The sequence below is a fragment of the Acinetobacter junii CIP 64.5 genome (assembly GCF_000368765.1).
GTDB classification, from domain to species: domain Bacteria; phylum Pseudomonadota; class Gammaproteobacteria; order Pseudomonadales; family Moraxellaceae; genus Acinetobacter; species Acinetobacter junii.
In genome coordinates, this window is record NZ_KB849654.1 from 223,643 (window position 1) to 249,867 (window position 26,225).

Below are 26,225 nucleotides of genomic sequence, written 5' to 3' on the forward strand. Positions count from 1 at the left end.
ATTTATGAGCACATAATCGTTTTTTTAGAGACACATTTCAATCCTCTAACCAAACAATTACATTTCTTAACGCAGAAAACAAAGAAGCCACTCTTAAGAGTGGCTTCTTTTATTAATCAGTCAAATGTTTAATCTTTACGACGCATATGCGGGAATAAAAGTACATCACGAATACTTGGGGCATTCGCAAACAACATAACGAGACGATCAATACCAATACCTTCACCTGCTGTTGGCGGTAAACCGTATTCTAGTGCTTCAATAAAGTCCGCATCGTAATGCATTGCCTCATCATCACCAGCATCTTTCTCAGCAACTTGGGCTTGGAAACGCTCTGCTTGATCGATTGGATCATTTAATTCTGAGAAACCATTTGCTAACTCACGTCCACCGATGAAAAACTCGAAACGATCAGTAATATGTGGATTATCATCATTACGACGTGCAAGTGGAGAGGTTTCAGCAGGATATTCGGTGATAAATGTTGGCTGACGCAGCTTAGTTTCAACTGTTTCTTCAAACACGATGGTTTGTAACTTACCTAAACCAAAGCCTGGCTTAACCTGCTCTTTTAATACTTCTTGAGTAAACTTAGCCAAGAAATCACGGTCATTTACATTTTCAGGCGTGAAATCTGGATTGTGTTCAAGAATCGCATCAAACATTGAGATTTTCTTGAATGGACCTTTAAAGCTATATACTTCTTCACCATAAGGTACATCTGTTGTACCCAAGATATCGATTGCAAGTTTCTCAAGCATATTCTCTGTCAATGCCATCAGATCTTTATAATCAGCATATGCTTGGTAGAACTCAATCATCGTAAATTCGGGGTTATGACGAGTTGAAACACCTTCGTTACGGAAATTACGGTTGATTTCAAATACACGTTCAAAACCACCTACCACTAAACGTTTTAAGTAAAGCTCAGGCGCAATACGTAAATAAAGTTCCATATCTAAAGCGTTGTGGTGTGTTACAAATGGTTTTGCAGATGCACCTCCAGGAATAACATGCATCATTGGCGTTTCAACTTCCATGAAACGCTCATTGGTTAAAAATGCACGAATACCTGCAACAACTTTGGCACGAATTTCAAATGTTTTTCTTGTTTCTTCGTTGACAATAAGATCTAAATAACGTTTACGGTATTTTGCCTCGGTGTCAGTTAAACCGTGGAATTTATCTGGTAATGGGCGTAATGATTTGGTTAGTAATTCAAAACCTTCAAGATGCACATATAAGTCACCCTTACCTGAACGACCAATATAACCTTCTGCAGCAATAATATCGCCAAGGTCTAAGCTTTTTATTGTTTCTAAAATATCAGCAGCTAAACCTTTACGATCAACATAAAGTTGGATACGACCAGTCATATCCTGAATCACCATAAATGATCCGCGGTTCAGCATGACACGACCAGCAACTTTTACATAAACCTTTTCACCGCCTTCAATTTGCGCTTTATCTAAATCTTTAAATTGCTCTTGCAAATCAGCAGCATAGTGCTCACGTTTAAATGTGTTTGGCCAAGGGCTTTTGCCAGTTTGTTTGGCAGTATCTTGGATTTGCTTTAATTTGGCATGACGCTGTGCGATTAAATCGTTTTCGGAAAGTGTCTGTTCAGAAGTCGATTGAGCGTTTTGTTGCGTCATCTCTGCCTCGATTAAGTAAAAAATGAAGTGACATAGAATAGCAGATCACAACCCATTTTCGTATTGTTTCAACCAGACAATTCAAAAAAATGAAGATTTTATAAAATTTTCAAACTGATACTTTGCAAATTTAGAACAAAAACCCAAGCCGAATTAGACTCATTTTTCTGCTAAATGTTTAACCATCGCCAATCCTTGATCAAAGCCATTATTCATCATCTCTTCGTATTCAGGTTGAATATCGACTTCTACATGAAGTTGCGTTTCTCCATTGTAATCAACCAACAAATATTTTTCCAAAGAGCCAGCCCAAGCTTTCACATCCTCACTATCAAAATCCTCTTGACCATCTTTAATCATTCCGAGGTGCTTGAAAACAATTTCATTCGGCTCATCTATTCGTTCTATTGTCGATACCATCCCATTTCCATCACCATCAGTAAAATAGGTTTTACCACCTACTTTCCAATCAGACTTCATTTGGGAATCACAAGAAAAGAATTTTGTCCAAACATTATAGGTTTCATTTCCCCATAATATGTCCCAGACTCTTTCAGGAGTCGCATAAATTCTAATGTTGTAACTTAGCGTTTTCATAAATATAACGTCCTTATTATTGTGATAATTCATCATAACTGATTTTCAAATGTATGTTTTTTATTCAAACCAAACTTATACGTTTCATTATTTTCAGCAAATAATAAAGTCCTCGATATAGAAATAATTAGAGCAATTACTCAAATAACAAGACTTTCGGCCCAAATTGCCATACCACTTTTTACATAAATGATTAAACTCTTGCATTTACTTTACTTAAATGTCGTTCTGCGTAAAAATCTAACTCCCGATCAACACAAGTTAGTTCTTTTGCAGCGATCGTAACGACATTATGGAATAGTTTTACTGAAAGGCAATTTGAGCATACCTATCAGTTTGGAGAGTCACATGAAAAAATATCAATGTATCGTTTGTGGTTGGATTTATGACGAAGCAGAAGGCTGGCCACAAGACGGCATTGCAGCAGGGACAAAATGGGAAGACATCCCAGATGATTGGACTTGCCCAGATTGCGGCGTTTCAAAAGCTGATTTTGAAATGGTTGAAATCTAAATAGAACTAAAAGACCATGATCATCATGGTCTTTTTTTCTTATGTTTTATTTTTAAATTAAAAAAATTGGAGAATGTAATGCATCCTATCGTCATCATCGGATCAGGCATGGCTGGTTATACTGTTGCACGAGAATTCCGTAAACTGAGTCCTGAACAAGAACTCATGATGATCTGCGCGGATGATGCGGTAAACTATGCTAAACCAACATTATCCAATGCTTTTGCAGGTAATAAAGCACCTGAACAAATTGCTCTAGGTGATGCTGCTAAAATGGCAGCCCAACTCAATATGCGTATTGAAGCGACAACTTTGGTAAAAGAAATCCATCCTGAAAACCATGAAATCACGTTAGAAAAAAATGGTGAAATTTTTAAACAATCCTATTCAAAATTAGTTCTTGCAGTGGGTGCAAATCCGATTCGTTTAGCAATTGCGGGCGATGGTAGTGAAGATATTCACGTGGTCAACTCATTAGTTGACTATAGTGTATTCCGTGAAAATCTAGCAAAACGCAAAGACAAACGCGTTGTGATTCTCGGAGCTGGATTGATTGGCTGTGAATTTGCGAATGACTTATTACATAGTAACTATGACGTTACGGTCATTGATTTAGCACCTCAACCACTTGGACGCTTATTACCAACTCATGTTGCTGAAGCATTTAAAACCAACTTAGAAGAAGCTGGGATTAAATTTGCCCTTTCAACTACAGTTGAGAAAGTTACCAAAATTAATGATGGTGAAGACTACGCTGTGACTTTGGCGAATGGACAAACTTTGGTTGCAGATATTGTTCTTTCTGCTATCGGTTTACAACCAAACACTGCTTTAGCCAAAGCTGCCGATATTCAAACTAGTCGAGGTATTATCACAAATACACTACTAGAGACCAATCAAGCTGACATCTATGCAGTGGGTGACTGTGCTGAAGTAAATGGAACTTTGCTTCCATACGTCATGCCTATCATGCAACAAGCACGTGCTTTAGCAAAAACTTTAAGTGGTCAAAGCACAAATGTTCATTACCCTGCTATGCCAGTTGCGGTAAAAACACCAGCTGCACCTCTTACTGTTTTACCTGCACCAGTTGATGTTGAAGTAAATTGGCAAACTGAAGAGTTTGATGATGGTATGCTTGCTAAAGCAACTGATGCTGAAGGGACATTAAGAGGTTTTGTTTTATTAGGTGCAACTGCTGGTAAACAGCGTTTAACTTTAACTAAACTCGTACCGGACTTGATTCCTGCTCAAGCTTAAGGTTTTAATAAGAGAGTTTATTGAGAAATGGGTTCCAATAAACTCTCTTCCGAAAGTAGATAAAAACAATTCAACTTGGAATGAATACCATGAACAGCGCACTTCAATTTAATGTCTCTCCTTATGCTCCATTTATGCAAGAAACCAAAGTTACTTTGGGTAATGGCATTGAGTTACATGTTGAGGTTGGGGGAAATCCTGAGCATCCAACAATTTTGTTGGTGATGGGTTTAGGCGCGCAAATGCTGTTTTGGCCAGATTTTTTTTGCAAATCCCTAATTGATCAAGGATTTCGTGTTATTCGATTCGATAATCGTGATATTGGTTTATCTTCAAAAGTTCGTCATAAAGGACAACGGCTGAATACTATGAAACTCATGAGTCGATTCATGGTCGGATTAACCAATGAAGGTGCGCCCTACACGCTTTATGATATGGCTGACGATGTAGCTATGCTAATAGATCAGCTAGGTTTAGAAAAAACCTATATTATCGGTGCCTCTATGGGTGGCATGATTTCACAAATCGTAGCAGCTAAATATCCAGAAAAAGTTGAGAAAATCGGCCTTTTATTTACAAGTAATAATCAGCCGTTTTTACCACCACCTTTTCCAAAACAGCTTTTTAGCTTAATTGGAAAACCTGAAGCTCATGATGAAGATGCGATCGTCAATCATAGTTTAAAAGTATTTCATATTATCGGCTCTCCTGGATACGTTAACCAAGTAGAAGCAATTCAGACTATTCGTAAACTATATCGTCGTAGTTTCTACCCAGCGGGTGTACTTCAACAATTTTTAGCAATATTATGTACAGGTTCATTGCTGCCACTCAATAAGACTATTAATCAACCAACATTAGTGGTACACGGTTCAAAAGATCGCTTATTACCGCCAAGTCATGGGAAAGCGGTTGCAAAAGCGATTTCTGGTGCTAAGTTTGAATTAATTCATGGAATGGGGCATGATATTCCTGCACATTTCATTCCTCAACTTAGTGGTTTGTTTGCACATCACTTTAAATCATCACACTAGGACACTATGGCTGCATTACCCTCATTAAGACAGCTATCATATTTAGTTACGTTGTCAGAAACTTTACATTTTACTGAAGCAGCTCGTCGATCATTTGTTACCCAATCAACATTATCGGGTGGCATTATGGAATTGGAGCGTCTTTTAGGTGGCGTCTTAGTTGAGCGTGATCGTCAAAACGTCCGTTTGACTCCTCTAGGTGAACAGGTTGTTGCCCGTGCGCGTGTATTACTAGCTGATGCACAAGATTTGATGCGCCTAAGCCGAGAAATGAGCGAACCATTAACAGGTGATTTGCATCTTGGAATTATTCCTACAATCGCACCTTTTATCTTGACGCAACTTTTAGATGAAGTTCATCGTCAACTTCCTAAAATACAACTTCATCTACATGAAGCACAAAGTGAGAAAATTGTCGAAAAATTAGAACACGGCAATTTAGATATGATCGTTCTTGCTTTGCCATTCGATACTCGTGGTTTAAAAGTTGCTGAAATCGCTAAAGAAAACTTATTTGTTGTTTACAATAAAAAAGATAAGAATGCGGCTGAAGCAACTTCGTTAGATGATTTGGATTTAACACGTCTCATGCTTTTAGAAGAAGGACATTGTTTACGTGATCATACACTGAGTGCTTGCCCAGTCGGCGAACGTAAAAATGATCACCGTTTAAAAGCGAGTTCACTACCAACGCTTGTTGAAATGGTGTCTTCTGATTTAGGTTTTACTTTATTACCTGAGATTGCTTTGAAGAACAGTATGATTCAGTTTAATGAAGAGATTGCTGTCAAATCGATCGGTGATGCCCCAAGCCGCACACTCGCTTTAGTAACTCGCAAAAGTACTCCTCTACAAAGCGAGTTCGATGTGATTTTTCAGATTTTGAAGAAAATCACTGCGCATCTAGAATAAAATAAAATGCCTGTAATATGAATTACAGGCATTTTTTTAAAGAAAAACAGTAAAAATTTCTATTTTATTTCCAATAAATTTACTTGCTCAACCTGTACATCACTCATGCGTCGACCTTGATCTAATAATTGGTCAAAATAAGACTCAACCACTTTGGCTTGATCAGCTGTATTTTCAACTTTATACATGTTTTGACGAAATTCGTTGCTAGAGCGTAAACCTTTCGTATACCAAGCAATATGTTTACGGGCTATGCGGCATCCTGAGTATTCACCATAAAATTGATATAGTTCGGCTAAATGCCCCATTAAAACTTGTTTCACTTCTACAATTTCTGGGGCCGCCAAGTGTTCCCCTGTCTCAAGATAATGTGCGATTTCTCTAAAAATCCATGGTCGTCCCTGAGCTGCACGCCCGATCATAACAGCATCAGCACCAGTATAATCCAAGACATATTTAGCCTTTTCAGGACTATCGATATCGCCATTCGCAATCAAGGGAATATGTATGTTTTTTTTAACTTCACGAATTAATTCATAGCGAGCGGTATTTAAATACATATCTTCACGTGTACGACCATGTAAAGCTAAAGCTGCTATACCTGCATCCTCGGCACGCTTCGCGACACGAAGAATATTTTCCTCACCATTTAAAAAGCCAAGGCGTGTTTTTAAAGTTACAGGCACATCCACTGCTGCAACGACAGCATCTAAAATCCTTGCTACGAGATCTTCATCTTGGAGTAAAGCCGAACCCGCGAGTTTATTACATACTTTTTTCGCAGGACATCCCATATTAATGTCAACGATTTGCGCGCCATTCGCAACCTGATATCGTGCAGCTTCAGCAAGTTGCTCTGGATCAGAGCCCGCTATTTGTGCTGAAATTGGAGCAAGTTCACCGTCAAAATTAGCTCTGTACAAACTTTTTTTGCTCATGCGAAGCGTTTTATCAGCGGTCATCATTTCACTAACCGCATGACCTGCACCAAAGTATTTACATAAGGTTCTGAACGGCCTATCGGTTACACCCGCCATAGGTGCGACAATCAAATTATTTGACAGTTGATATGGACCAATATACATATATTTTCTTACAAATTCTGATCAACATAGTATACTTCATTCGCCCATTCAGCTCATCTTTTTATGCGGTGTTGCACTGATTATGAATAAATCGACTTCGACTCATCCCTTTTTCAAGACTATTAGCATCTTAACTGCATGCATAAGCTTAGCCGCTTGTGGTGATAATGCTTGGTGGTCAAGTGACAAAGATCCTGAGATGGAGGCTGATCAAATCAGAAAGGTCATTCCTGCACGTGTAAATGATCGTGAATCTTGGTCTCAAGATATTTTCGATATTATGCAAGAGCTAAGCATTCCTAAAACTAAGCAAAATGTATGTAGTATTGTCGCTGTAGTCGATCAAGAATCGAACTTTGTTGCTGACCCTACAGTACCTGGATTAGGTGCAAAAGCGGTTGAGGAAATTAACTCAAGACTAAAAGAAAAGTTCGAAGCAAAACTTGGCGAAAAAATTGGTGGCACAGTCGCTGGTTATTTTGAAGATGTACTCAAAAACCAACCTTCACCAGAAAACAACTATATGAGCCAGATGCGTAAAGTACAAACTGAACGCGAATTAGACTTACTCTATCGAGAAATTTTCGATTACATGGCTCAACATTATCATGTGAGTGCATTAACAGGCGCAGCCAAACTGGTTGGGCAAGACATTGGTGAGAAGTTAAATCCAATCACCACATTAGGCTCAATGCAAGTACATATCAATTATGCAAAAGAGCATAAACGTAAAGCTGGAGGCATAGCCGAGTTACGCAATGATCTTTACACTCAGTATGGCGGTCTATACTACGGTATTCATCGTTTAATGGAATACCCTGCTAATTATGATGAAGCAATTTATCGATTTGCAGATTATAACTCTGGAATGTATTCGAGCCGTAATGCTGCCTTCCAAAAAATGCTAGGTGCATTAACAGAAGCTGAAATTAGTTTAGATGGTGACTTACTCCTATACAATAAAGACGGTGATGTAAGATCTACACAAAGCCAAACTGAAAAAGAATTAATTGCTGTTTTTGCTCAAAATAATGTATTGGTAACTCCACGACAAATTCGTGCTGATCTGAAAAAAGAAAAAGAGAAAAAATTTGAAGATACTCAAACTTACTTAGCTGTTCAAAAACTTTATCAAAAGAAAACCAACAAAGAACCAATGTATGCTGTCATGCCTCAAGTGGTCATTTCAGGTCCTAAATTGAGTCGTGATTACAACACAAATTGGTTTGCAAGTCGTGTTAACGGGCGTTATGAGCAATGCATGCAAAAAGCAAAAAGAATCAAACTATAAATCTTGCACTCTTCGATTTTGACGGGACTTTATATCCCAAAGATAGTTTTACTGGGTTTATCTTTTATACCCTTTCAAAACGTCATATTGTAAAAAATGGCTTGAAAATTCTGCCATGGATTCAAGCCTATTATTTAAATTTATATCCAGCACATGCAATGAGACCAAAACTTTATCAAAGCATGTTCAAAGATATTCCCGTCGATTTTGTAGATCAACTATCCCAAGATTATGCAAAAAAAATAATTAAAAAACTTGATTCAAATTTAATGAAACAATTGCATAAACATCAACAACGTGGCGATCATATTGTGCTGGTTTCAGCTTCAATTGATTTATACCTTAAATATGTTTGTAAATTTTTAAATATCGAACTTATTTGTACAGTAACTGAAATACAAAATGGTCATTTGACTGGTTTTTATCAGTCAGAAGATTGTAGTCGAGAGCAGAAGAAACGACGTATATTGGATCAATATAATCTCTCTAATTATCAACATATTTATGCGTATGGTAACAGTGAAGAAGACTTAGAAATGCTATCTATTGCTGATTTTACCTATATGGTTGGCGAAGATAAGCCACTACCAAAAGTCGATGATTCTCAAGACCATGACATGTGGAAAAAAGTTAAAAAAATATAAAAAAAGCTCGCTTGAAGCGAGCTTTTTACACAGCAGAGTAAATTAATAAATCGCCATGTGATCACGATGGATCATTTCTAGTGAACGTGCTTCACCAAGTACTTGGTAGACTTTTTCGGAAGACAGTCCCTTAACCATTTCAGCTGAGCGCGAACTAAAATTCACACGACCAACGGCAATTCTAGCGCCACTCTTATCTACACATTCCACAACATCACCGCGATCGAAATGCCCTTCTATCGCCTTGACACCTACAGGTAACAAACTACGATGTTTAAGTTTGATCGCTTCAACTGCACCGTCATCTATAACTAAACGACCCGCTGTTTGCAAATGCGCAGCCAACCATTGCTGATGTGCTGTGACACGGTCATTATCAGTCGTAAATAAAGTGCCCAACATTTCACCCGCCATCAAACGAGCAAGTACATTTTCACTTTCACCACTGGCAATTAAAGTTGGACAACCAGATTTTGCAGCAAGGCGAGCTGCGCGAACCTTGGTAACCATACCACCACGACCAAGTACGCCACCACCGCCTGCCATTTCAAACAGCGTGTCATCTAATGCACGAACAGATGAGAATAATTTAGCATTAGGATTACTGCGTGGATCTGAATCAAACATCCCTTGTTGATCAGTCAAAATAATCAACAATTCAGCCTGAACTTGCCCCGCAACCATTGCTGCTAAAGTATCATTATCACCAAAACGAATTTCGTCAGTTGATACCGTATCATTCTCATTAATTACAGGAATGACTCGCCAATCGATTAAATTCTGTAGAGCATCACATGAGTTTAAATAGCGACGTCTGTCAGCTAGATCATCATGTGTAAGGAGTACTTGCGCAGTTTGGATACCATGCTGATCAAGTACGCTAGACCATGTATGAATCAGTCCCATTTGACCAATTGCAGCACAAGCCTGCAAACTGGGTAGATCAGTGGGTCGACTCGCAAGCTTCATGCGTACCATCCCTTCTGCAACTGCTCCTGAAGACACGAGAATGATCTCGTGTCCGGCATTGTGTAGATCAGCAATTTGCTTCGCCCAGTGGGAGATCGCATTCAGATCTAAACCTTGACCATTTGCAGTGAGTAGAGATGATCCGATTTTAACAACGATTCGTTTACACGCATTGAGCTGACGTTGCCCATCGACCACTTCTATCATTTTATCCTCGGTTCACTAATCACGAACGTAGATACTTTCTACGCCGCCTTCATCTTCATCATCATCAAAATCTTCATCATCGTCCAAGTCAGCTTCACGCTGAGCCTTACGCATAGCACGATATGCTTCTTTTGCTGCGATGGTTTGTTCACGCGTTTCAGCTTCAAGCTGTTCACGTAATGCTTTAATTTCTGCAGCGTACTCTGGATCTTCAACTTCACGCTCACGTTGTTGCTCGATTTGATCCATTAAGTAATAAACAACTTCCTTAGTACCTTCTGCCATCAAACCAGAAGTTTTAAATACAGGACCAGTCCACTGCAATTCATCTAGAATGTGCTGACACCACTCATCTCTCGATTCTTCAGGAAGTTGATCAAGTTTATTTAATACAAGAACAATCGGAAGTTTTGCTAATGTCGGAGAGAATTTTTCTAATTCAGCTAAAATTGCACGTGCATTATAAGCTGGATCTGAACCATCAATTGGTTGTACATCAACAATATGCAGAAGAATACGTGTACGTGCCAAGTGCTTTAAGAAGCGAATCCCTAACCCTGCACCTTCAGCTGCACCTTCGATTAATCCAGGAATATCAGCCATAACAAATGAACGATGACGATCTGCATCTACAACACCAAGATTCGGAACCATCGTTGTAAATGGATAGTCAGCAACTTTTGGTTTTGCCGCACTTACAGCACGAATAAATGTCGATTTACCAGCATTCGGCATACCGAGTAAACCTACATCTGCTAAAACTTTCAATTCTAAACGAACTTCACGGTACTCACCTTTGATCCCGTGTGTACATTTACGTGGTGAACGATTGGTAGATGATTTGAAATGAGTATTTCCCAAACCACCATCACCACCGTTTGCCACTTTTACACGTTGACCGTCAGCAACTAAATCACCAATGATGTCGCCTGACTCGGTATCTACGATTGTTGTACCAACAGGTACTTTTAAAATAATGTCTTCGCCACCACGACCTGAACAGTTCGCACCTGAACCATTCTTACCACGTTCAGCACGGAAACGTCGTGTGTAACGATAATCAACTAGGGTGCTGGTATCATCATCGGCTTGAATATATATACTTCCGCCACGTCCCCCATCGCCCCCATCAGGGCCACCAAAAGGGACAAATTTTTCACGGCGAAAACTGGCTACGCCATTGCCACCGTCGCCAGCCTCTACGGTTATGACTGCTTCATCAACAAAGCGCATGTGCCAATCCTCTAAAATCTTAAAAGCGAACTATTTTGCCACATTTTAATAAATTTCTCGAATAGAATAATCAGCAAATGCATATCAAACGCTAAAAAAGAGTTTTTTGTTACCTTTAAGGCTTTACATTCTTCAATGGCAAATCCATTTTCATATCTAAATTCGCTTTTGTGTCTTGCACTGAGTTATACATGATTGCGTTGAATGAGGAAATATTACTCATATTGATAGCATCATTCATATAAAAGCTTGGCTTAAATTGATGTTTTACAGGAAGTGTAACCGATTCATCGAATCCAAAATGAACGGGACCATCAAACACAATTTTAACTGGAATGGTATATGTCCGCTTTAATTCAAATGGTATGTCTAACTTAACTGGCACATTCAATTTGAGTGGAAATTTAGGCAATAATTTATTTTGATAAATTAAATCAGTGGATGTTTCAATAGGCATAAGCTCATCCACTTTCAACATCGTCTGATAATTAATGTTGACCGTAATTGGTGTTTCAACTTCAAAACTCAAATCAGCTAAATATTTTCCTTTTAACGGCAATTGCAATGTGCGATCAATATCTAAAGTAGTTTGTAATTGACCTTCAGACCGAACTCGTAAATGTTCCCCTACCTGAATTTTAGTTCCTAAAGATTCAGGCAATCGAATATCAGCTTGTTCAGCCGATACAATCAAAGATGCCTGAATATTCAGATAAAACCAAAATAAAATCGCCACTAACGTAGTGAGAATCACAAAACTGATCAATAAACTTTTAAGTGATTTGGTGATATCCATTACTCACCTATTTTAACGTCATGAGGTGATGCAGGCTCATCAACAGGTTGAGTTTTCACACGATCTAAATACATTGTAGATAGTGGAATTTTCAACTCACCGTCTGCAATTTTTACAGGAAGTGTATTTTTCACATCTACCGATGCACTTAACTCAGAAGTAATCGGTACGTTTAATTTTCCTTGAATTGGAATATTGGCATCAAGCTGTGCTTTTAGAGGAATATTTAGATTTTCTTTAAGCACTGTTCGTACAGGCGCATCAAATTTCAAATGAACTTTTTGATGTAAAGGAACTTGGATATCTATCGGCACAGCAAGTTTTAATGGAATCGTGCCTTTTAATGGCAACGTGACATCATTACCTAATATTTTAACTTGAACTTTGGTATCAATTGGTAAATTTTGATTTACCTGAATCGTTTCCTTAACTGGAATAGTTGTACTAATTGGTACGAGATTATCAAAATAAACTCTTGGTGTAAGTGTTTGTGTTAAAGGAACATTAAGCTGCTCATCTATTGGGATTTTTGCATTGACTCGACCATCAACATCTACATTAAGTGCATCTTTTACTTTTACGCGGACTTGCAATGGTTCTTGTAAATCAATCGCAACATCTTGATCTTTTAAAGGTATATAAATATTAAAGTGTTTAAATACCCACATTGCAATATAAACACCACATAGGTTTGCAACAATGATAAGACCAAATATCGCCAATAAACGTCTAAACTGCAACAATGAAGTAATCCTATCCCTTTGTGATTATTTTCGTCTATTTTAATGTTTTAATCTGCATAGATTCTGTACAGTCAATTAAAAAGCCCAGTCTAAACTGGGCTTTTATTGTATAGCTTTACTAACAAATATTATGCATTTATTTCAGCAGGAACTTTTGCATAGCTCACGCCACACATTTGTTCAGCAATACGTAAAACTTGACAGCTATAACCCACTTCGTTGTCATACCAAACATAAGCAGTTAAACGGTTACCAGAAGTGATTGTTGCTTGCGCATCAAATACACCCGCAGTACGAGAACCGATAAAGTCACTAGATACAACCTCAGTTGAGTTTGTATAGCCAATTTGACCTTGTAGATTAGAGTTGATCGAAATTTGACGAATGTATTCGTTTACTTCTTCACGATCCACTTCTTTCTCTAACGTTAAGTTCAAGATCGCAAGAGAAACGTTTGGTGTAGGTACACGTACTGAGTTACCAGTTAATTTACCTTTAAGTGCTGGTAATGCTTTAGCAACAGCTTTAGCAGCACCAGTTTCAGTAATAACCATGTTTAGTGTAGCTGCACGACCACGACGATCAGCTTTGTGATAGTTATCGATCAAGTTCTGGTCGTTAGTGAATGAGTGAACTGTTTCAACATGACCATTTAATACTTTGTATTTGTCATCTAAAACTTTTAATACAGGTGTAATTGCATTCGTTGTACAGCTTGCTGCTGAGATGATTTTGTCTTCATCTAAGATATCAGCTTGGTTCACACCAAATACAACGTTCTTCATGTCACCCTTACCAGGTGCAGTCAACACAACGCGAGCAACGCCAGCGCATTGTAAGTGTTGGCTTAAACCATCAACATCACGCCATTTACCTGTGTTGTCGATAAGAAGAGCATTATCAATACCGTAAGCTGTGTAATCTACTTCGCTTGGGCTTGATGCATAAATCACTTTGATGAATTGACCATTTGCAATGATTGCTTCGTTTTCTTCATCAACTGAGATTGTGCCGTCGAATGTACCGTGAATTGAATCACGACGTAACAAAGAAGCACGTTTTGATAAGTCACCATCAGATGATTTACGCACAACAATCGCTTTTAAACTTAAGCCACGACCTAAACCAGATTGACTGATGATTAAACGCGCTAAGATACGACCAATGCGACCAAAACCGTAAAGCACAACATCTTTTGGCTCAGCAGCTTCTGAATTACCTTGGATAGAAGAAACAGCGTTTGCAACAAAAGCGTCAACATCACCACCTTGATTTTTATATTCAACAGCAAGTTTGCCGATATCAACTTCTGCAGAACCAATATTTTCAACTTTCATCAACGCTTCCAAGATTGGGAAGGTATGAACAACTGAAAGCTCAACGTCTAACATACGTGTACGACGATGAGTTTTTAAAATTTGGATCACTGAACGGTTAATTAAAGAACGACCGTAAACAGAAACAACAATATTTTTCTCACGGTATAATTGACCAATTAAGGTAATCATGCGTTCCGCGATTTCTTCACGGTTTTTCCAACGACCTTGGTGTTCTGCGTGTAAGGCAATGATAGTTTCTTTGCTCACAGTTACGTCCTCTAATTTATATATACTGGGCGTGAATTTTAAAACGCCACAATTGTAATAGAATTATCATCAATATTGAATCAAAAGCTGCTAATCGGGCTAAGATTTTGTCCCAATTGACTATAAATTCATAAAATACCTATAATTATTTTTATGATTATTAGAAAATCATTTGTATTCAGGCATTATTCTTATCGATTCGCTCATTCATAATCTTCATAGCTTACAAAAATAACTACACCTACTTCATTATTCTACTTCATCGTTTGGTTTTATACGTTTGGGGTAGTGCTTGAGGTTGACCTCAAGTTGATTCTGACGTCGTTTCTGCTCCAAGAGATGTAAAGTACCTTCTAAAATTAGCACCAATACTGCCAACCAAATAGGAATATAAGTCAGCCACTCTTCCGCACCAATTTTTTCACTCAGTAATAAAGACACAAGCGCCAATAAAACAGGCTCTAAATAGCCCAATAGACCAAAAATAATTAATGGCAAATATCGACTAGCTAAAATGTAACTCCCCAGACCAATTGCACTAAGTAAACCTAGACCAATAACCACAAAAAATAAACTTGGAAACTCTAAAAACTTCACATACGGTGTTGCTCCTGTATGTGTAAGCAAAATAGCAATTGGCAGTATCAACAATAAATCCCACCAAAAACCACCCAAATTATCGGTATGTATCTGCTTTCGTAAAATAAAATAGGCGGCATAGCCTATCGCTACAAATGCAGTTTCCCAAGCAATACTTCCCAGTCGCCAAACCTCATGCCCCACCCCAAATACAGCTAGAAAAACTGCGACCCACTGAAATTTTGAGAGTTTTTCGCCATAGAGAACACTTCCCGCTAGCACTAAAACCAAAGGAAGCAGGAAATAACCTAAAGAAACTTGTAACCCCCGACCATGCATTGGCCCCCATAAAAATAACCAAAGTTGCGCTGAGGTAAGTATCGAAGTAATTATTAATAATAGAATTAAACTTGGCTTAGCTAATATTCTATGAAAGATCGATTTGATATGAACCAAATCGCCACTCATCCACATAAATAAAGTTAAAAAAGGTAATGTCGCAATAATACGCCAACCAAAGGTTTGCTCACTATCGAACGCACCCAAAAACTGAGTATAAAAATATAAAACACCGAACGTTACTGAAGCCAAAATAGAATAGGCTATTCCTTTAAACATTTTGAACCTCAGCGTTATTAGACGCTCTAATAAATACTTGACTTATCCACTATATAAAAATAAAAAAACCATGCAAGCATGGTTTCGAATAAGTATAACTTATTTATCGATGGTCGGGAAAAATTACATCGCTAACATCAAAACCTAGAGATTTTGCATAGTTTAAATATTCCAAGATGGTTTCTTTTTTAGGATTAGGGGTTCTAGATAATACCCATAAATATTTACGTCTCGGCTCACCAACTAAAACTGTTTGATATTCTTCATCCAATTTCAAAATCCAGTAGTCACCTCGTGCTAAAGGAACCCATCGAACACCTTCTGGTAAAAAACTCACACTTAATTTTGTGTTAAATGGAGCATTTACGACAAAGGCTTCACCTATACTTTGCTGTAAATTTCCATCTTTGTCATAACATTTATTATCAACAACAATATTGCCATTTTCGTTAAGTGTATAAGTCGCTGAAACGTTGTAGGCACATTTACGTTCAAAGAACATAGGTTTGCGTGCAACTTCATACCATACTCCCAAATACTTATCCAACTCCACCTTATCAACAGTTGCTAAAGGCTTTGTTTGAGCATATGCAATTGTGCCGGCAGCCAAACCTGTTAGAACAACACCACCCACTGCAATTTTAGCTAGTCGCCAACTCGCTTTTGGAAAAGTTTTAATAAATGGCATGGGAAATCCTCAAAACAGAAATTTGTTATAAATAGTCATATAGTTAGCTTAGTAACATAGCCCAATTTATAAACAAAAACTGTTGCGATATGTATCATCTAACAGGATTTATCTCCACAATTATGACTGCAACATATGCGCTTTCATTCGAACAATCTCATCACGTAATCGAGCTGCTTGCTCAAACTGTAACTCTTTCGATGCTTTTAACATTTCCTTTTCCAATTTAGAAATATGTTTTGCAAATAACTTTGGATCAGAGAGTAAGTGTTGCTCATCAGCACTGATTGACTGAGCTTGCTCAAGCACTTTTTCATCGATCTCATCATCACTGAGCACTTCGCCAGTATCAATTTCTTTAATGGTTTGTCGCACAGCACTGCGTGGTGTAATACCGTGAAGCTCATTGAACTCGATTTGCTTATTGCGACGACGCTCAGTCTCATCCATAGCCTTACGCATAGAATCAGTAATGCGATCAGCATATAAAATTGCTTTACCCTTCACATTACGAGCCGCACGACCAATAGTTTGAATCAATGACCGTTCTGAACGCAAGAACCCTTCTTTATCCGCATCTAAAATAGCGACTAAAGAGACTTCTGGCATATCCAAACCTTCACGCAACAAGTTGATCCCAACCAGTACATCATGCACACCTGTGCGTAATTCATGAATAATCTTTACACGCTCAACCGTATCAATATCAGAATGCAGATAAGCTACCTTGACACCATACTCTTTTAGATATGAAGTTAAATCTTCAGCCATTCGCTTGGTCAGTGTGGTCACAAGGACACGTTCATTGACTTGTTTACGAATATTAATCTCAGATAAAACATCATCCACTTGCGTCAATACTGGACGTACTTCAATTTCAGGATCAATTAACCCTGTAGGACGAACCACCTGCTCAACAATTTGTTCTGACTTTTCCAACTCGTATTGCGCTGGTGTTGCACTGACAAATACCGTCGTCGGAACAATGCGCTCCCACTCTTCAAATTTCATAGGACGGTTATCCAAAGCACTCGGTAAACGGAAACCGTAATTCACTAAGTTCTCTTTGCGCGAGCGGTCTCCTTTGTACATCGCCCCAATTTGAGGAACTGTTACATGCGATTCATCAATAATCAGCAAAGCATCTTCAGGAATATAATCAAACAAGGTAGGTGGTGCTTCGCCTGCTCCTCGACCTGAAAGATGACGTGAGTAATTCTCAATCCCGTTGGTATACCCGAGCTGTTGCATCATTTCTAAATCATAGCGTGTACGTTGCTCAATACGTTGAGCTTCGAGCAATTTATCATTGTCTTTGAAAAATTTAAGCTGATCTTTTAATTCATCTTTAATCGTATCAATCGCACGGGTTAGATGATCTTTTGGTGTTACATAATGACTTTTCGGATAGATTGTTACACGAGGAACTTTACGCACCAATTTACCTGTCAAAGGATCAAACCATCGAATCGAGTCAACCTCATCATCAAACAGTTCAACGCGAATGGCATCTTGATCAGATTCAGCAGGAAAAATATCAATAATTTCACCACGGATTCGATAAGTACCGCGTAAAAACTCTAACTCGTTGCGTGTATATTGCATTTCAACTAGACGACGAATAATGTCATCTCGACTGACGCGATCCCCTTGCACGATATGCAATAGCATTTGCATATAAGCATTTGGATCACCCAAACCATAAATCGCCGATACTGAAGCAACAATAATTGCATCTCTGCGTTCTAATAATGCACGAGTTGCAGAAAGTCGCATCTGATCGATGTGATCATTGATCGCTGAGTCTTTTTCAATAAACGTATCTGAAGAAGGAACATAAGCTTCAGGTTGATAATAATCGTAATAACTTACAAAGTACTCAACCGCATTATTTGGAAAAAAGGCTTTAAATTCTCCATAAAGCTGTGCTGCTAGGGTTTTGTTATGTGCCATGACGATGGTTGGGCGTTGTGTTTGAGCAATCACATTTGCCATCGTATAGGTTTTTCCAGAACCTGTTACCCCTAACAACAATTGATTGCGAAAACCTTGCTCAATTCCTTTGACTAATTTTTCAATCGCCTGTGGTTGATCTCCCGCGGGTTGGTAATTTGTCACTAAGTCGAAAGGTTGATTTTCGCTCACAAGCACACTCTTTGATAAAATTTAAAAATAGTTTAACAAATCAATCTGGGCTAGTTGCTGCTTTTCAAGTTTAGTTGCATTTTATTAATAAGGTAACAACTGCCCATCCCAATTTAATAATTTCCCATGCTGATGTTTAGATAAGTTGTTCATCACGGCAATTAATCGATCGGCAGTTTGCTCAGCAGTATATAATTTTTCTGGTGAAATATTGCGTTGGAATGGTTTAGATAATTCTGAATCCGTTGTTCCTGGATGAATACTTGCCACGAGAATATTTGAGGATTTACGTGCCCACTCGATACTTAAATTTTTAATGAACATATTCAATGCAGCTTTGGTCATTCTATAGCTATACCAACCTCCTAAGCTATTATCCTCCAAACTCCCGACTTTAGCCGACAAGGAGAGCCATTTTAGATCATAATTTTTTATTTAGAATTGGGGCTAAGGCTTGTGCAAGATGGACATGAGTCATTACGTTTTGTGACAAAGATTTATAAATCCATTCATCTCGAATTTGACTTAACATTTTCTCAGGCATATTAATATCTTCATGCAGCACACCTGCACAACAATAAATTTCTGAAACCTGAATATGATCCAAAAATTCTCGTACATGGTCTATTTGATCTGGGTCTGACAAGTCAGCTTGTAAATCACATTCTCTAAGCTTCTGGCGACTAATAGCATAAACTTGCTTTGTAGGTTGATGAATTAACTGTTTAAAAAGTGCATGACCAATTCCACCTGAAGCCCCAGCAACAACGATACTCATTTGGATCACCTAAAGATTAATCATTTTTCAAACTTGAGCTTAGACAATAAGATGTGAATTTCATGTCACGAGAATTTTATCGCAATTCCCTTAACTGATTTGAAATAAAAAAGGCACTTAAGAATTTGAAATTCTTAGCATAACAATTAAATATTTTTTTACTTGACCCTATTACAAATCAATAGCAACATGGTTGCAACGACAACGCAAAATACGAATTCCAATGACATATCAATACCATGACGAAACAATCATTACAGAGCTTCCAGAAGACACTGTTTTTGTTTTTGGAAGTAATTTAGCAGGTATTCATGATACTGGAGCTGCACGTATAGCTGCACAACATTTTGCGGCGGTAAAAGGTGTTGGTCGTGGTTGGGCTGGTCAAAGTTTTGCTATTCCAACGCTCAATGAACATTTGCAACAAATGCCTCTTACACAGATCGAACATTACGTTAATGATTTTAAAATTTATACGAAAAATCATCCCAAAATGAAGTATTTTGTGACTGCTCTTGGATGTGGAAGTGCGGGTTATAAATTTTCGGAAATTGCACCATTGTTTGAAGGCATTTCAAATAATGTGATTTTCCCACAATCCTTCAAACCCTATTTAGAACCTGACCGCAAAAGACTTTTCCCAACATTGACTCAAGAATGGGTGAAAGCTTTTATCAAAAATGAAGTTATTTTTTTTGATGAATACGGTTATGAATCTTATGAAGAAGCTCTCAACACGACTTCGTTGTCACCTGAACAGCAACAAATTGCATTACAAATTTTAAAAGAACCGATGTACCCATGTGATCGGTATGATCGTGGTCGTGAATATGAAATTAACGATACGCTCAAACATTTATCTAGCTTATTTAATTTTGATGAAAATGACGAAAAACCGATGATTTTCATTGGGACGATTATTGCATTGATGGAACTATACGAATTTGATGAAGATGACTTCATTCACCTATGGAATGGAGATATCCAAATTGATCATAGTGTAAATCGTTAATTGATAAGATCAGCTAAACCAAATCCCACAACAATTACAAATACAAGATTTGGTTTACATGGTTCTCTATTTGATAACTGATACACATTGCTTTGTGTATATTTGATTTACATCAATATTATTACAAAAAATTTTAGCTTTCATCACACTGACTTATTTCTTTCATACTTTATCCGCCTATAATCAACATCTGATGAATAAAAAGCACACATAATAAGGATCAGATTGTGTGATTAAACTTAATCAATAGGGACATCTGAATGAAAGCTCAATCTCGTAAATTTATTGTTGCAACATCTGCAATTTCGATCATGGCTTTAAGTTATGCTGCGTTTAATCAAAGCAATACAAATCCAACTGCTCCAGTTAAAACCAACTCGATCAATCAAAGTACAACAAACTCTCTATCTACAACTCCATTATCAGTCGCAACGCCCAAATTAAAAAGCACGATTCAAGCCCCAACAAATTCAAATACACCGATTAAAAATCAATATATTGTGGTTTTGAATCCATTATCTGAGTTACCGAGTACAGCTGCCAAAAATATCGCTCAACAATTTGGTGGAAAAATTCTATTTGTTTATTCAAAAGCAGTTCGCGGCTTTGCGATCAGTATTCCTGAAACAGCAAGTGAGCAATTTATTCAGGCAATGCAAAGAAATCCTCAGGTTAATTTTATTGAGCAAGATGCTGTCATACAAACCAATCTAACCACTCAGTCAAATCCTTCATGGGGCTTGGATCGAATTGATCAAACCAATCTACCACTCAGCAAAAGCTTCAGTTATGAAAATACTGGTGCAGGTGTTAATGCCTATGTTGTAGACACAGGAATCTTGTCAACACATCAGGAATTTACAGGCAGAATTCAAAATGGTTTTAGTGCGATCAATGATGGTCGAGGGACAGAAGATTGTGATGGTCATGGCACACATGTAGCTGGAACTTTAGCAGGCACCACATATGGTGTAGCTAAAAATAGTCTTATCACTCCAGTGCGCGTTCTAGACTGTAATGGCTCTGGTGCGATGAGCGGCGTCATATCAGGTTTAGACTGGATTATTCAAAATGGTCGCAAACCCGCTGTAGTGAATATGTCACTGGGTGGTAGTGCATACAGTACATTAGATACTGCTGTTGATAATCTCGTGAATAACGGTTTCATTACTGTGGTCGCTGCAGGTAATTCAAATACCGATGCGTGTAATAGCTCACCTGCACGAGCGGCAAAAGCAATTACAGTTGCAGCAACGGACAGTAGTGATAATCGTGCAAGTTATTCAAACTACGGAAACTGCGTAGACTTATTTGCACCAGGTAGCAATATTGCATCAGCATGGATTGGTAGCAACACAGCGACAGCCAATTTAAATGGTACGTCGATGGCATCACCTCATGTGGCTGGTGTCGTTGCAACTTTATTAGAAAGCTCCCCTACAACTACTGTTCAAACAATAACAACTCAGTTACTCAGTTCTGCTACTGCGAATGTTGTATTAAACGTTGCTGGTAGTCCAAATAAGCTTCTTTACAACACTGTGTCGAGCGTAACTCAGCCGACTACTCCGACTTCAATTGTTAGAATTAGCCAATTAACTGGTTCTTCTGTAATCGTTTCAAAGTTAGGAACATGGCGCGCTAATGTCATCGCAACTGTGACTGATTCAAACAATTTACCAATCGCAAATGCGACAGTAAGTGGAGGTTTTAGTGTTGGAGGAACATCAGTAAATTGCACGACAAATTCACAAGGTCAATGCCAATTGAACAGTGGTAATATCAGCCGATTTACGAGCAATACCAAATACAGCGTCAAAAATATTTCAGGTACTAATATGACTTACGCTTCTAGTAGTAATATCGTAAGCTCAGTTACCATTTATCGTTAATAGATAGAACCATTATAAAAAAACCTCGCAAGCTGCGAGGTTTTTTATTTCAATCACACTGTGACTTGATTAACGCTTGCCCATTGAGCGACGTGTGCCACGTGGTGGCATCCAAGTACGATCAGCATACTGCTCAGGTTTTGGTCTCACCTGATTGTGTGTTGACTGCTCATCTGAGTCATCTTGCGCAGATGGCATCGGGAAAGGTAATTTCACCAAAGCTTTTTTGGCTTTTGGTCGTTGCGTACTCATTAAAATTCTCTCGAAATCTAAATTTCTAGCGGCTATTGTAAAGGATTTTTGATATTTTGATAAAAATAAAATATGTAAAAAACAAAATCCTATAAATCTCCAGTATTTGGTAACTTTTTATTCGATTAAGGCAACTTTCGACCACACCTCAGCTTATTTGAGCTAAAATATAATGCTTTTTATTTTTTAATCCCATAAGAAGGAATAATGCCGTGGACGTACGTCTATCTGATCGTGTAAATGCTATCAAACCGTCCCCTACACTAGCAGTGACGAATAAAGCTGCAGAGCTTAAAGCTGCTGGTAAAAACGTGATTGGTTTAGGTGCAGGCGAACCAGACTTTGATACACCTCAACACATCAAAGATGCAGCAATTGAAGCGATTAACAAAGGCTTTACAAAATACACAGCAGTTGACGGCACTCCAAGCTTAAAAAAGGCGATTATTGCGAAATTAAAACGTGATAACAATTTAGATTATCAACCTAACCAGATTTTAGTATCTTGTGGTGGTAAGCAAAGTTTCTTTAATTTGGCTCTTGCGCTCTTAAATAAAGGTGATGAAGTCATCATCCCTGCACCATTTTGGGTAAGTTATCCAGATATGGTGATCATCGCTGAAGGTACACCAGTGATTGTAAAATGTGGTGAAGAACAACGCTTCAAAATCACACCTGAACAATTGGAAGCTGCGATCACACCAAATACTCGTTTGTTGGTACTTAACAGTCCTTCAAACCCAACAGGTATGATTTATACCAAAGCTGAGTTAGAAGCTCTTGCTGACGTTCTACGCCGTCATCCGCAAGTTTTAATTGCATCAGATGATATGTATGAACCAATCCGCTGGGAAGATGAATTCTACAACATCGCGACGATTGCTCCTGATTTATATGACCGTACTATCGTACTCAATGGCGTATCTAAAGCTTATGCAATGACAGGCTGGCGTATTGGTTATGCTGCAGGTCCAGCAAAACTAATCGGTGCGATGAAAAACATTCAATCACAATCTACATCGAACCCAACTTCAATTTCACAAGTTGCAGCTGAAGCCGCATTAAATGGTCCACAAGATGTCCTTCAACCGATGATTGAAGCATTTAAGCGTCGCCATGATTTGGTTGTAAATGGTCTGAATGAAATCAAAGGTATTTCTTGCTTACCAGCAGATGGTGCATTCTACGCATACGCAAACATTCGCCCATTGATTCGTGCTAAAGGCTTAAAATCTTGTACAGAGTTTTCTGAATGGTTGCTCGAAGAAACTGGTGTAGCAGTTGTACCAGGTGATGCATTTGGTTTAGGTGGCTTTATGCGTATTTCATACGCAACTGCTGATGAAGTGTTGGTGGACGCTCTAACGCGTATTAAAAATGCTGCTGATTCAATCGAAGGCGTTGATGCAGCAATTGCTTCTATTGAAGCAGAGAAAACAGCTTAAATCCTAAAAAACAAATAAAAAAGACCTGTCTTGTACAGGTCTTTTTTATTTCAGAAATATTAAACCCGTTTTGGACGACTTAATGTCAAATAATGACAATAGAAAGGGAAACTTTCGTTCAAAGCAATTTCTTGGACTTTATTTTCTAAAGTATTCCAAGCATAGGCATAGGCTTGTTTAAATAAACTATGCTTTTTAAAAGCGAAAAGAAATAAAGAATTTTGACCGTTTACCCCATCTTGTGTTGGCAACAAATAATGCGATTTTGTTAAGGTCTTAAGCTGATGCTCCGTCCATTTATCACTTAACCAAAGTTGTAATAAATCACCTAAATATAAGCGCTCATCACTAAAACTTGCGAAATGAATATTTGCACTTTCTACGACTTGATAATATTGGGAAGGATCATTAATTATATTGAGATAATTTTGCTTATAGAAAGAAAAATTAGAAAAAATAGATTCAATACGAAGAGTAGTCATTTCGACCTCCGATTTAGCCATTTTAGTGCTGGCAAGTTGGGTTAAATCCACACTGTTTAGACTGATCTAAACACTTTTGTTAAATCAAAATCTAACAACAGCCTCATCAAAATTCAAGTTTTTTTTATAGACTTTGCTCAACTGTGCAAATAAAAAGCATCCAACATCAAAATATAAGAAACTTGATGTTTTTCGCTTGACCGATTTTAAAAGCCGCCTATAATGGCACTCAGATTCTCCCATAGCTCAGTCGGTAGAGCGACGGACTGTTAATCCGCAGGTCCCTGGTTCGAGCCCAGGTGGGAGAGCCAAGATTCAAAAAGCCTTTATCTTTGATAAAGGCTTTTTTTATTGCAGATATAAAATTTAAATGCCCCTATTTCTAGAGGCATCTTGATCAATTCATTTTTTAAGCGGCAATATTTGCAGGAACGCCACTATGAAAACGGAAAGTATCATCTGGGCTTAAAATTAAATTCTTTTCAACCTCACGTATATGATCAATACGCTTCTGAATATTCTCTTCAGGGTCTTTCAATTTTGCTGTTTTAGCTACATCTAAAGCCAGCGCTAAATAATCTTCAAAATGACGAGACTCTGATTTAAGCAGATATCGATAATAACGCCCTAACTCATCATCAACCTTCGGTGCTAGTGAATAAAATCGCTCACAAGAACGTGCCTCAACGAATGCACCAATGATCATCACATCAATCAAAGCTTCAGGTTCATAAGTACGAATTTCTTTGCGTAATTCCCCTGCATACCGCCCCGCACTTAAGCCTTTCCATTCTAAACCACGTTTAGTCATAAACTCCAACACTTGCTCATAGTGCAGCATTTCTTCACGAACTAATTGTGCTAACTTTACTTGCAGGTCAGTAAAGAAACTATAACGGAACATTAAGTTCATCGCTGTTCCCGCAGCCTTTTTTTCACAATTCGCATGGTCTTGCATTAAGATATCTAAGTGATTAACAGCTTCATCTAACCAAGCTTGAGGAGTCGTACACCCTAAGAAATCAATAACAGGTTGCATTAACTCATCGTAATTTAAATTGCTCATCCAATTATCTCTCAGCTGCCTGAATTGCTGCTTTCATATCTTTGACTGCTTGGGCTAAACCTACAAATATACTATCCGCAATAATTGAGTGCCCAATATTGAGTTCATGAATTTGTGGAATCGCAGCAATGGGTGCAACATTATTTAGGTTCAAACCATGTCCTGCATTCACAACCAGCCCTTTAGCTGCTGCATATTCAGCACCTTTGATAATGCGTTCCAATTCAGCATGTTGTTCTGCTTCAGTTTCAGCATCAGCATAAGCACCCGTATGAATCTCAATGGTTGGAGCACCGCATGCTACTGCAGCATCAATTTGAGCAAAATCAGCATCAATAAATAAAGAAACATCACTACCAATCGCTTTGAGTGCCTCAGTAGCCGCTTTGACTTTATCAAAATGACCTACCACATCCAAGCCACCTTCAGTCGTTACTTCTTGGCGACGCTCTGGAACAAAACATACATGTTGTGGTTTGATTTCTTTGGCAAACTCAACCATTTCATCGGTAACTGCCAATTCAAGATTCATACGCGTTTTCAATAAAGGACGCATCCGACGAACATCATCATCTTGTATATGACGACGGTCTTCACGCAAATGCAAAGTGATCCCCTCAGCGCCTGCTTCTTCACAGATTAAAGCAGCTTGAACTGGATCAGGATAAGTAGTACCACGTGCTTGTCTTAATGTCGCAACATGATCAATATTTACACCCAATATTGCAGCCATAAAAATATCC

Annotated in this window: 24 protein-coding genes, 1 tRNA gene and 1 pseudogene; 10 read left to right on the plus strand and 16 right to left on the minus strand. The window is 38.2% G+C overall.

Annotated elements, in window-relative coordinates:
- Positions 1 to 128: 128 nt before the first annotated feature.
- Positions 129 to 1,655, minus strand: a complete 1,527-nt coding sequence (gene lysS, locus F948_RS02575) for a lysine--tRNA ligase (protein WP_004953121.1) — start codon at positions 1,653 to 1,655, stop codon at positions 129 to 131.
- 159 nt (positions 1,656 to 1,814) lie between these two features.
- On the minus strand, positions 1,815 to 2,252 hold the full coding sequence (locus F948_RS02580) for an SRPBCC family protein (RefSeq protein ID WP_004913396.1): 438 nt from the start codon (positions 2,250 to 2,252) through the stop codon (positions 1,815 to 1,817).
- A 348-nt stretch (positions 2,253 to 2,600) separates the two neighbouring features.
- Here F948_RS02580 and rubA point away from each other — a divergent pair, with 348 nt between their 5' ends.
- The 4 genes from rubA to oxyR all read left to right on the plus strand — a co-directional run bounded on the left by rubA (position 2,601) and on the right by oxyR (position 5,971).
- A complete protein-coding gene (gene rubA, locus F948_RS02585) occupies positions 2,601 to 2,765 on the plus strand; it encodes a rubredoxin RubA (RefSeq protein WP_004678010.1) in 165 nt (54 codons plus the stop codon).
- A 78-nt stretch (positions 2,766 to 2,843) separates the two neighbouring features.
- Complete coding sequence (rubB, locus tag F948_RS02590) at positions 2,844 to 4,025, plus strand: rubredoxin reductase RubB (RefSeq protein ID WP_004959691.1); 1,182 nt, start codon at positions 2,844 to 2,846, stop codon at positions 4,023 to 4,025.
- Between the two features lie 89 nt (positions 4,026 to 4,114).
- Entirely contained in the window at positions 4,115 to 5,059 is a 945-nt protein-coding gene (estB, locus tag F948_RS02595; protein WP_004913400.1) for an esterase EstB, read from the plus strand.
- Between the two features lie 6 nt (positions 5,060 to 5,065).
- Entirely contained in the window at positions 5,066 to 5,971 is a 906-nt protein-coding gene (oxyR, locus tag F948_RS02600) for a LysR family transcriptional regulator OxyR (protein WP_004913403.1), read from the plus strand.
- Between the two features lie 59 nt (positions 5,972 to 6,030).
- On the opposite strand, the gene dusB is transcribed toward oxyR, so the two are convergent.
- On the minus strand, positions 6,031 to 7,056 hold the full coding sequence (gene dusB, locus F948_RS02605) for a tRNA dihydrouridine synthase DusB (RefSeq protein WP_004913406.1): 1,026 nt from the start codon (positions 7,054 to 7,056) through the stop codon (positions 6,031 to 6,033).
- Positions 7,057 to 7,138: 82 nt separating this feature from the next.
- Here dusB and F948_RS02610 point away from each other — a divergent pair, with 82 nt between their 5' ends.
- Both F948_RS02610 and F948_RS02615 read left to right on the plus strand, forming a co-directional pair.
- Positions 7,139 to 8,347 carry a DUF1615 domain-containing protein gene (locus tag F948_RS02610; RefSeq protein WP_004959695.1) on the plus strand — a complete coding sequence of 403 codons (1,209 nt, stop codon included), beginning with the start codon at positions 7,139 to 7,141 and terminating at the stop codon, positions 8,345 to 8,347.
- Positions 8,314 to 8,991: an HAD-IB family hydrolase gene (locus tag F948_RS02615; RefSeq protein ID WP_004959698.1), complete on the plus strand. Its 678-nt coding sequence runs from the start codon at positions 8,314 to 8,316 to the stop codon at positions 8,989 to 8,991. The genes F948_RS02610 and F948_RS02615 overlap by 34 nt, the downstream gene beginning before the upstream one ends.
- Before the next feature lie 42 nt (positions 8,992 to 9,033).
- Here the strand turns inward: F948_RS02615 and proB are convergent, their stop codons facing one another.
- The 9 genes and pseudogenes from proB to F948_RS16810 all read right to left on the minus strand — a co-directional run bounded on the left by proB (position 9,034) and on the right by F948_RS16810 (position 19,333).
- A complete protein-coding gene (gene proB / locus F948_RS02620) occupies positions 9,034 to 10,167 on the minus strand; it encodes a glutamate 5-kinase (protein WP_004913414.1) in 1,134 nt (377 codons plus the stop codon).
- Positions 10,168 to 10,182: 15 nt separating this feature from the next.
- The gene (gene cgtA, locus F948_RS02625; RefSeq protein WP_004913416.1) at positions 10,183 to 11,400 is read right to left on the minus strand and encodes an Obg family GTPase CgtA; all 1,218 of its coding nucleotides are present in this window, start codon (positions 11,398 to 11,400) and stop codon (positions 10,183 to 10,185) included.
- A gap of 115 nt (positions 11,401 to 11,515) precedes the next feature.
- On the minus strand, positions 11,516 to 12,196 hold the full coding sequence (locus F948_RS02630; RefSeq protein ID WP_004913418.1) for a hypothetical protein: 681 nt from the start codon (positions 12,194 to 12,196) through the stop codon (positions 11,516 to 11,518).
- Positions 12,196 to 12,939: a hypothetical protein gene (locus F948_RS02635; RefSeq protein WP_004959703.1), complete on the minus strand. Its 744-nt coding sequence runs from the start codon at positions 12,937 to 12,939 to the stop codon at positions 12,196 to 12,198. Before F948_RS02635 ends, F948_RS02630 begins: the two co-directional genes overlap by 1 nt.
- A 128-nt stretch (positions 12,940 to 13,067) precedes the next feature.
- Complete coding sequence (locus F948_RS02640; RefSeq protein ID WP_004959706.1) at positions 13,068 to 14,525, minus strand: glyceraldehyde-3-phosphate dehydrogenase; 1,458 nt, start codon at positions 14,523 to 14,525, stop codon at positions 13,068 to 13,070.
- Positions 14,526 to 14,774: 249 nt separating this feature from the next.
- Complete coding sequence (gene rarD / locus F948_RS02645) at positions 14,775 to 15,722, minus strand: EamA family transporter RarD (RefSeq protein WP_004959709.1); 948 nt, start codon at positions 15,720 to 15,722, stop codon at positions 14,775 to 14,777.
- Between the two features lie 103 nt (positions 15,723 to 15,825).
- Positions 15,826 to 16,410 (minus strand): lipocalin family protein, encoded by a 585-nt coding sequence (locus F948_RS02650; protein WP_004953101.1) that lies wholly within the window; start codon positions 16,408 to 16,410, stop codon positions 15,826 to 15,828.
- 120 nt (positions 16,411 to 16,530) lie between these two features.
- A complete protein-coding gene (gene uvrB, locus F948_RS02655; RefSeq protein WP_004913427.1) occupies positions 16,531 to 18,555 on the minus strand; it encodes an excinuclease ABC subunit UvrB in 2,025 nt (674 codons plus the stop codon).
- Between the two features lie 84 nt (positions 18,556 to 18,639).
- Positions 18,640 to 19,333, minus strand: a pseudogene (locus F948_RS16810) (SDR family NAD(P)-dependent oxidoreductase).
- A gap of 223 nt (positions 19,334 to 19,556) precedes the next feature.
- Here F948_RS16810 and F948_RS02665 point away from each other — a divergent pair.
- Both F948_RS02665 and F948_RS02670 read left to right on the plus strand, forming a co-directional pair.
- Positions 19,557 to 20,345 (plus strand): A1S_2505 family phage non-structural protein, encoded by a 789-nt coding sequence (locus tag F948_RS02665; RefSeq protein ID WP_004959720.1) that lies wholly within the window; start codon positions 19,557 to 19,559, stop codon positions 20,343 to 20,345.
- A gap of 260 nt (positions 20,346 to 20,605) precedes the next feature.
- Positions 20,606 to 22,237 (plus strand): S8 family peptidase, encoded by a 1,632-nt coding sequence (locus F948_RS02670; protein ID WP_004959723.1) that lies wholly within the window; start codon positions 20,606 to 20,608, stop codon positions 22,235 to 22,237.
- 69 nt (positions 22,238 to 22,306) lie between these two features.
- On the opposite strand, the gene F948_RS02675 is transcribed toward F948_RS02670, so the two are convergent.
- Positions 22,307 to 22,489 (minus strand): hypothetical protein, encoded by a 183-nt coding sequence (locus F948_RS02675; protein ID WP_004959726.1) that lies wholly within the window; start codon positions 22,487 to 22,489, stop codon positions 22,307 to 22,309.
- Between the two features lie 212 nt (positions 22,490 to 22,701).
- On the opposite strand from F948_RS02675, the gene F948_RS02680 reads away from it, so the two are divergent.
- On the plus strand, positions 22,702 to 23,934 hold the full coding sequence (locus tag F948_RS02680; RefSeq protein WP_004953091.1) for a pyridoxal phosphate-dependent aminotransferase: 1,233 nt from the start codon (positions 22,702 to 22,704) through the stop codon (positions 23,932 to 23,934).
- 59 nt (positions 23,935 to 23,993) lie between these two features.
- Here the strand turns inward: F948_RS02680 and F948_RS02685 are convergent, their stop codons facing one another.
- Positions 23,994 to 24,416, minus strand: a complete 423-nt coding sequence (locus tag F948_RS02685) for a hypothetical protein (protein WP_004959728.1) — start codon at positions 24,414 to 24,416, stop codon at positions 23,994 to 23,996.
- 235 nt (positions 24,417 to 24,651) lie between these two features.
- On the opposite strand from F948_RS02685, the gene F948_RS02690 reads away from it, so the two are divergent.
- Positions 24,652 to 24,727 (plus strand) — tRNA-Asn (locus tag F948_RS02690).
- Positions 24,728 to 24,825: 98 nt separating this feature from the next.
- Here F948_RS02690 and miaE read toward each other — a convergent pair.
- Both miaE and pdxJ read right to left on the minus strand, forming a co-directional pair.
- On the minus strand, positions 24,826 to 25,482 hold the full coding sequence (gene miaE / locus F948_RS02695) for a MiaE family protein (RefSeq protein WP_004913443.1): 657 nt from the start codon (positions 25,480 to 25,482) through the stop codon (positions 24,826 to 24,828).
- A 4-nt stretch (positions 25,483 to 25,486) separates the two neighbouring features.
- Positions 25,487 to 26,215, minus strand: coding sequence for a pyridoxine 5'-phosphate synthase (gene pdxJ / locus F948_RS02700; RefSeq protein WP_004913445.1), 729 nt, complete (start codon positions 26,213 to 26,215; stop codon positions 25,487 to 25,489).
- Positions 26,216 to 26,225: the final 10 nt, after the last annotated feature.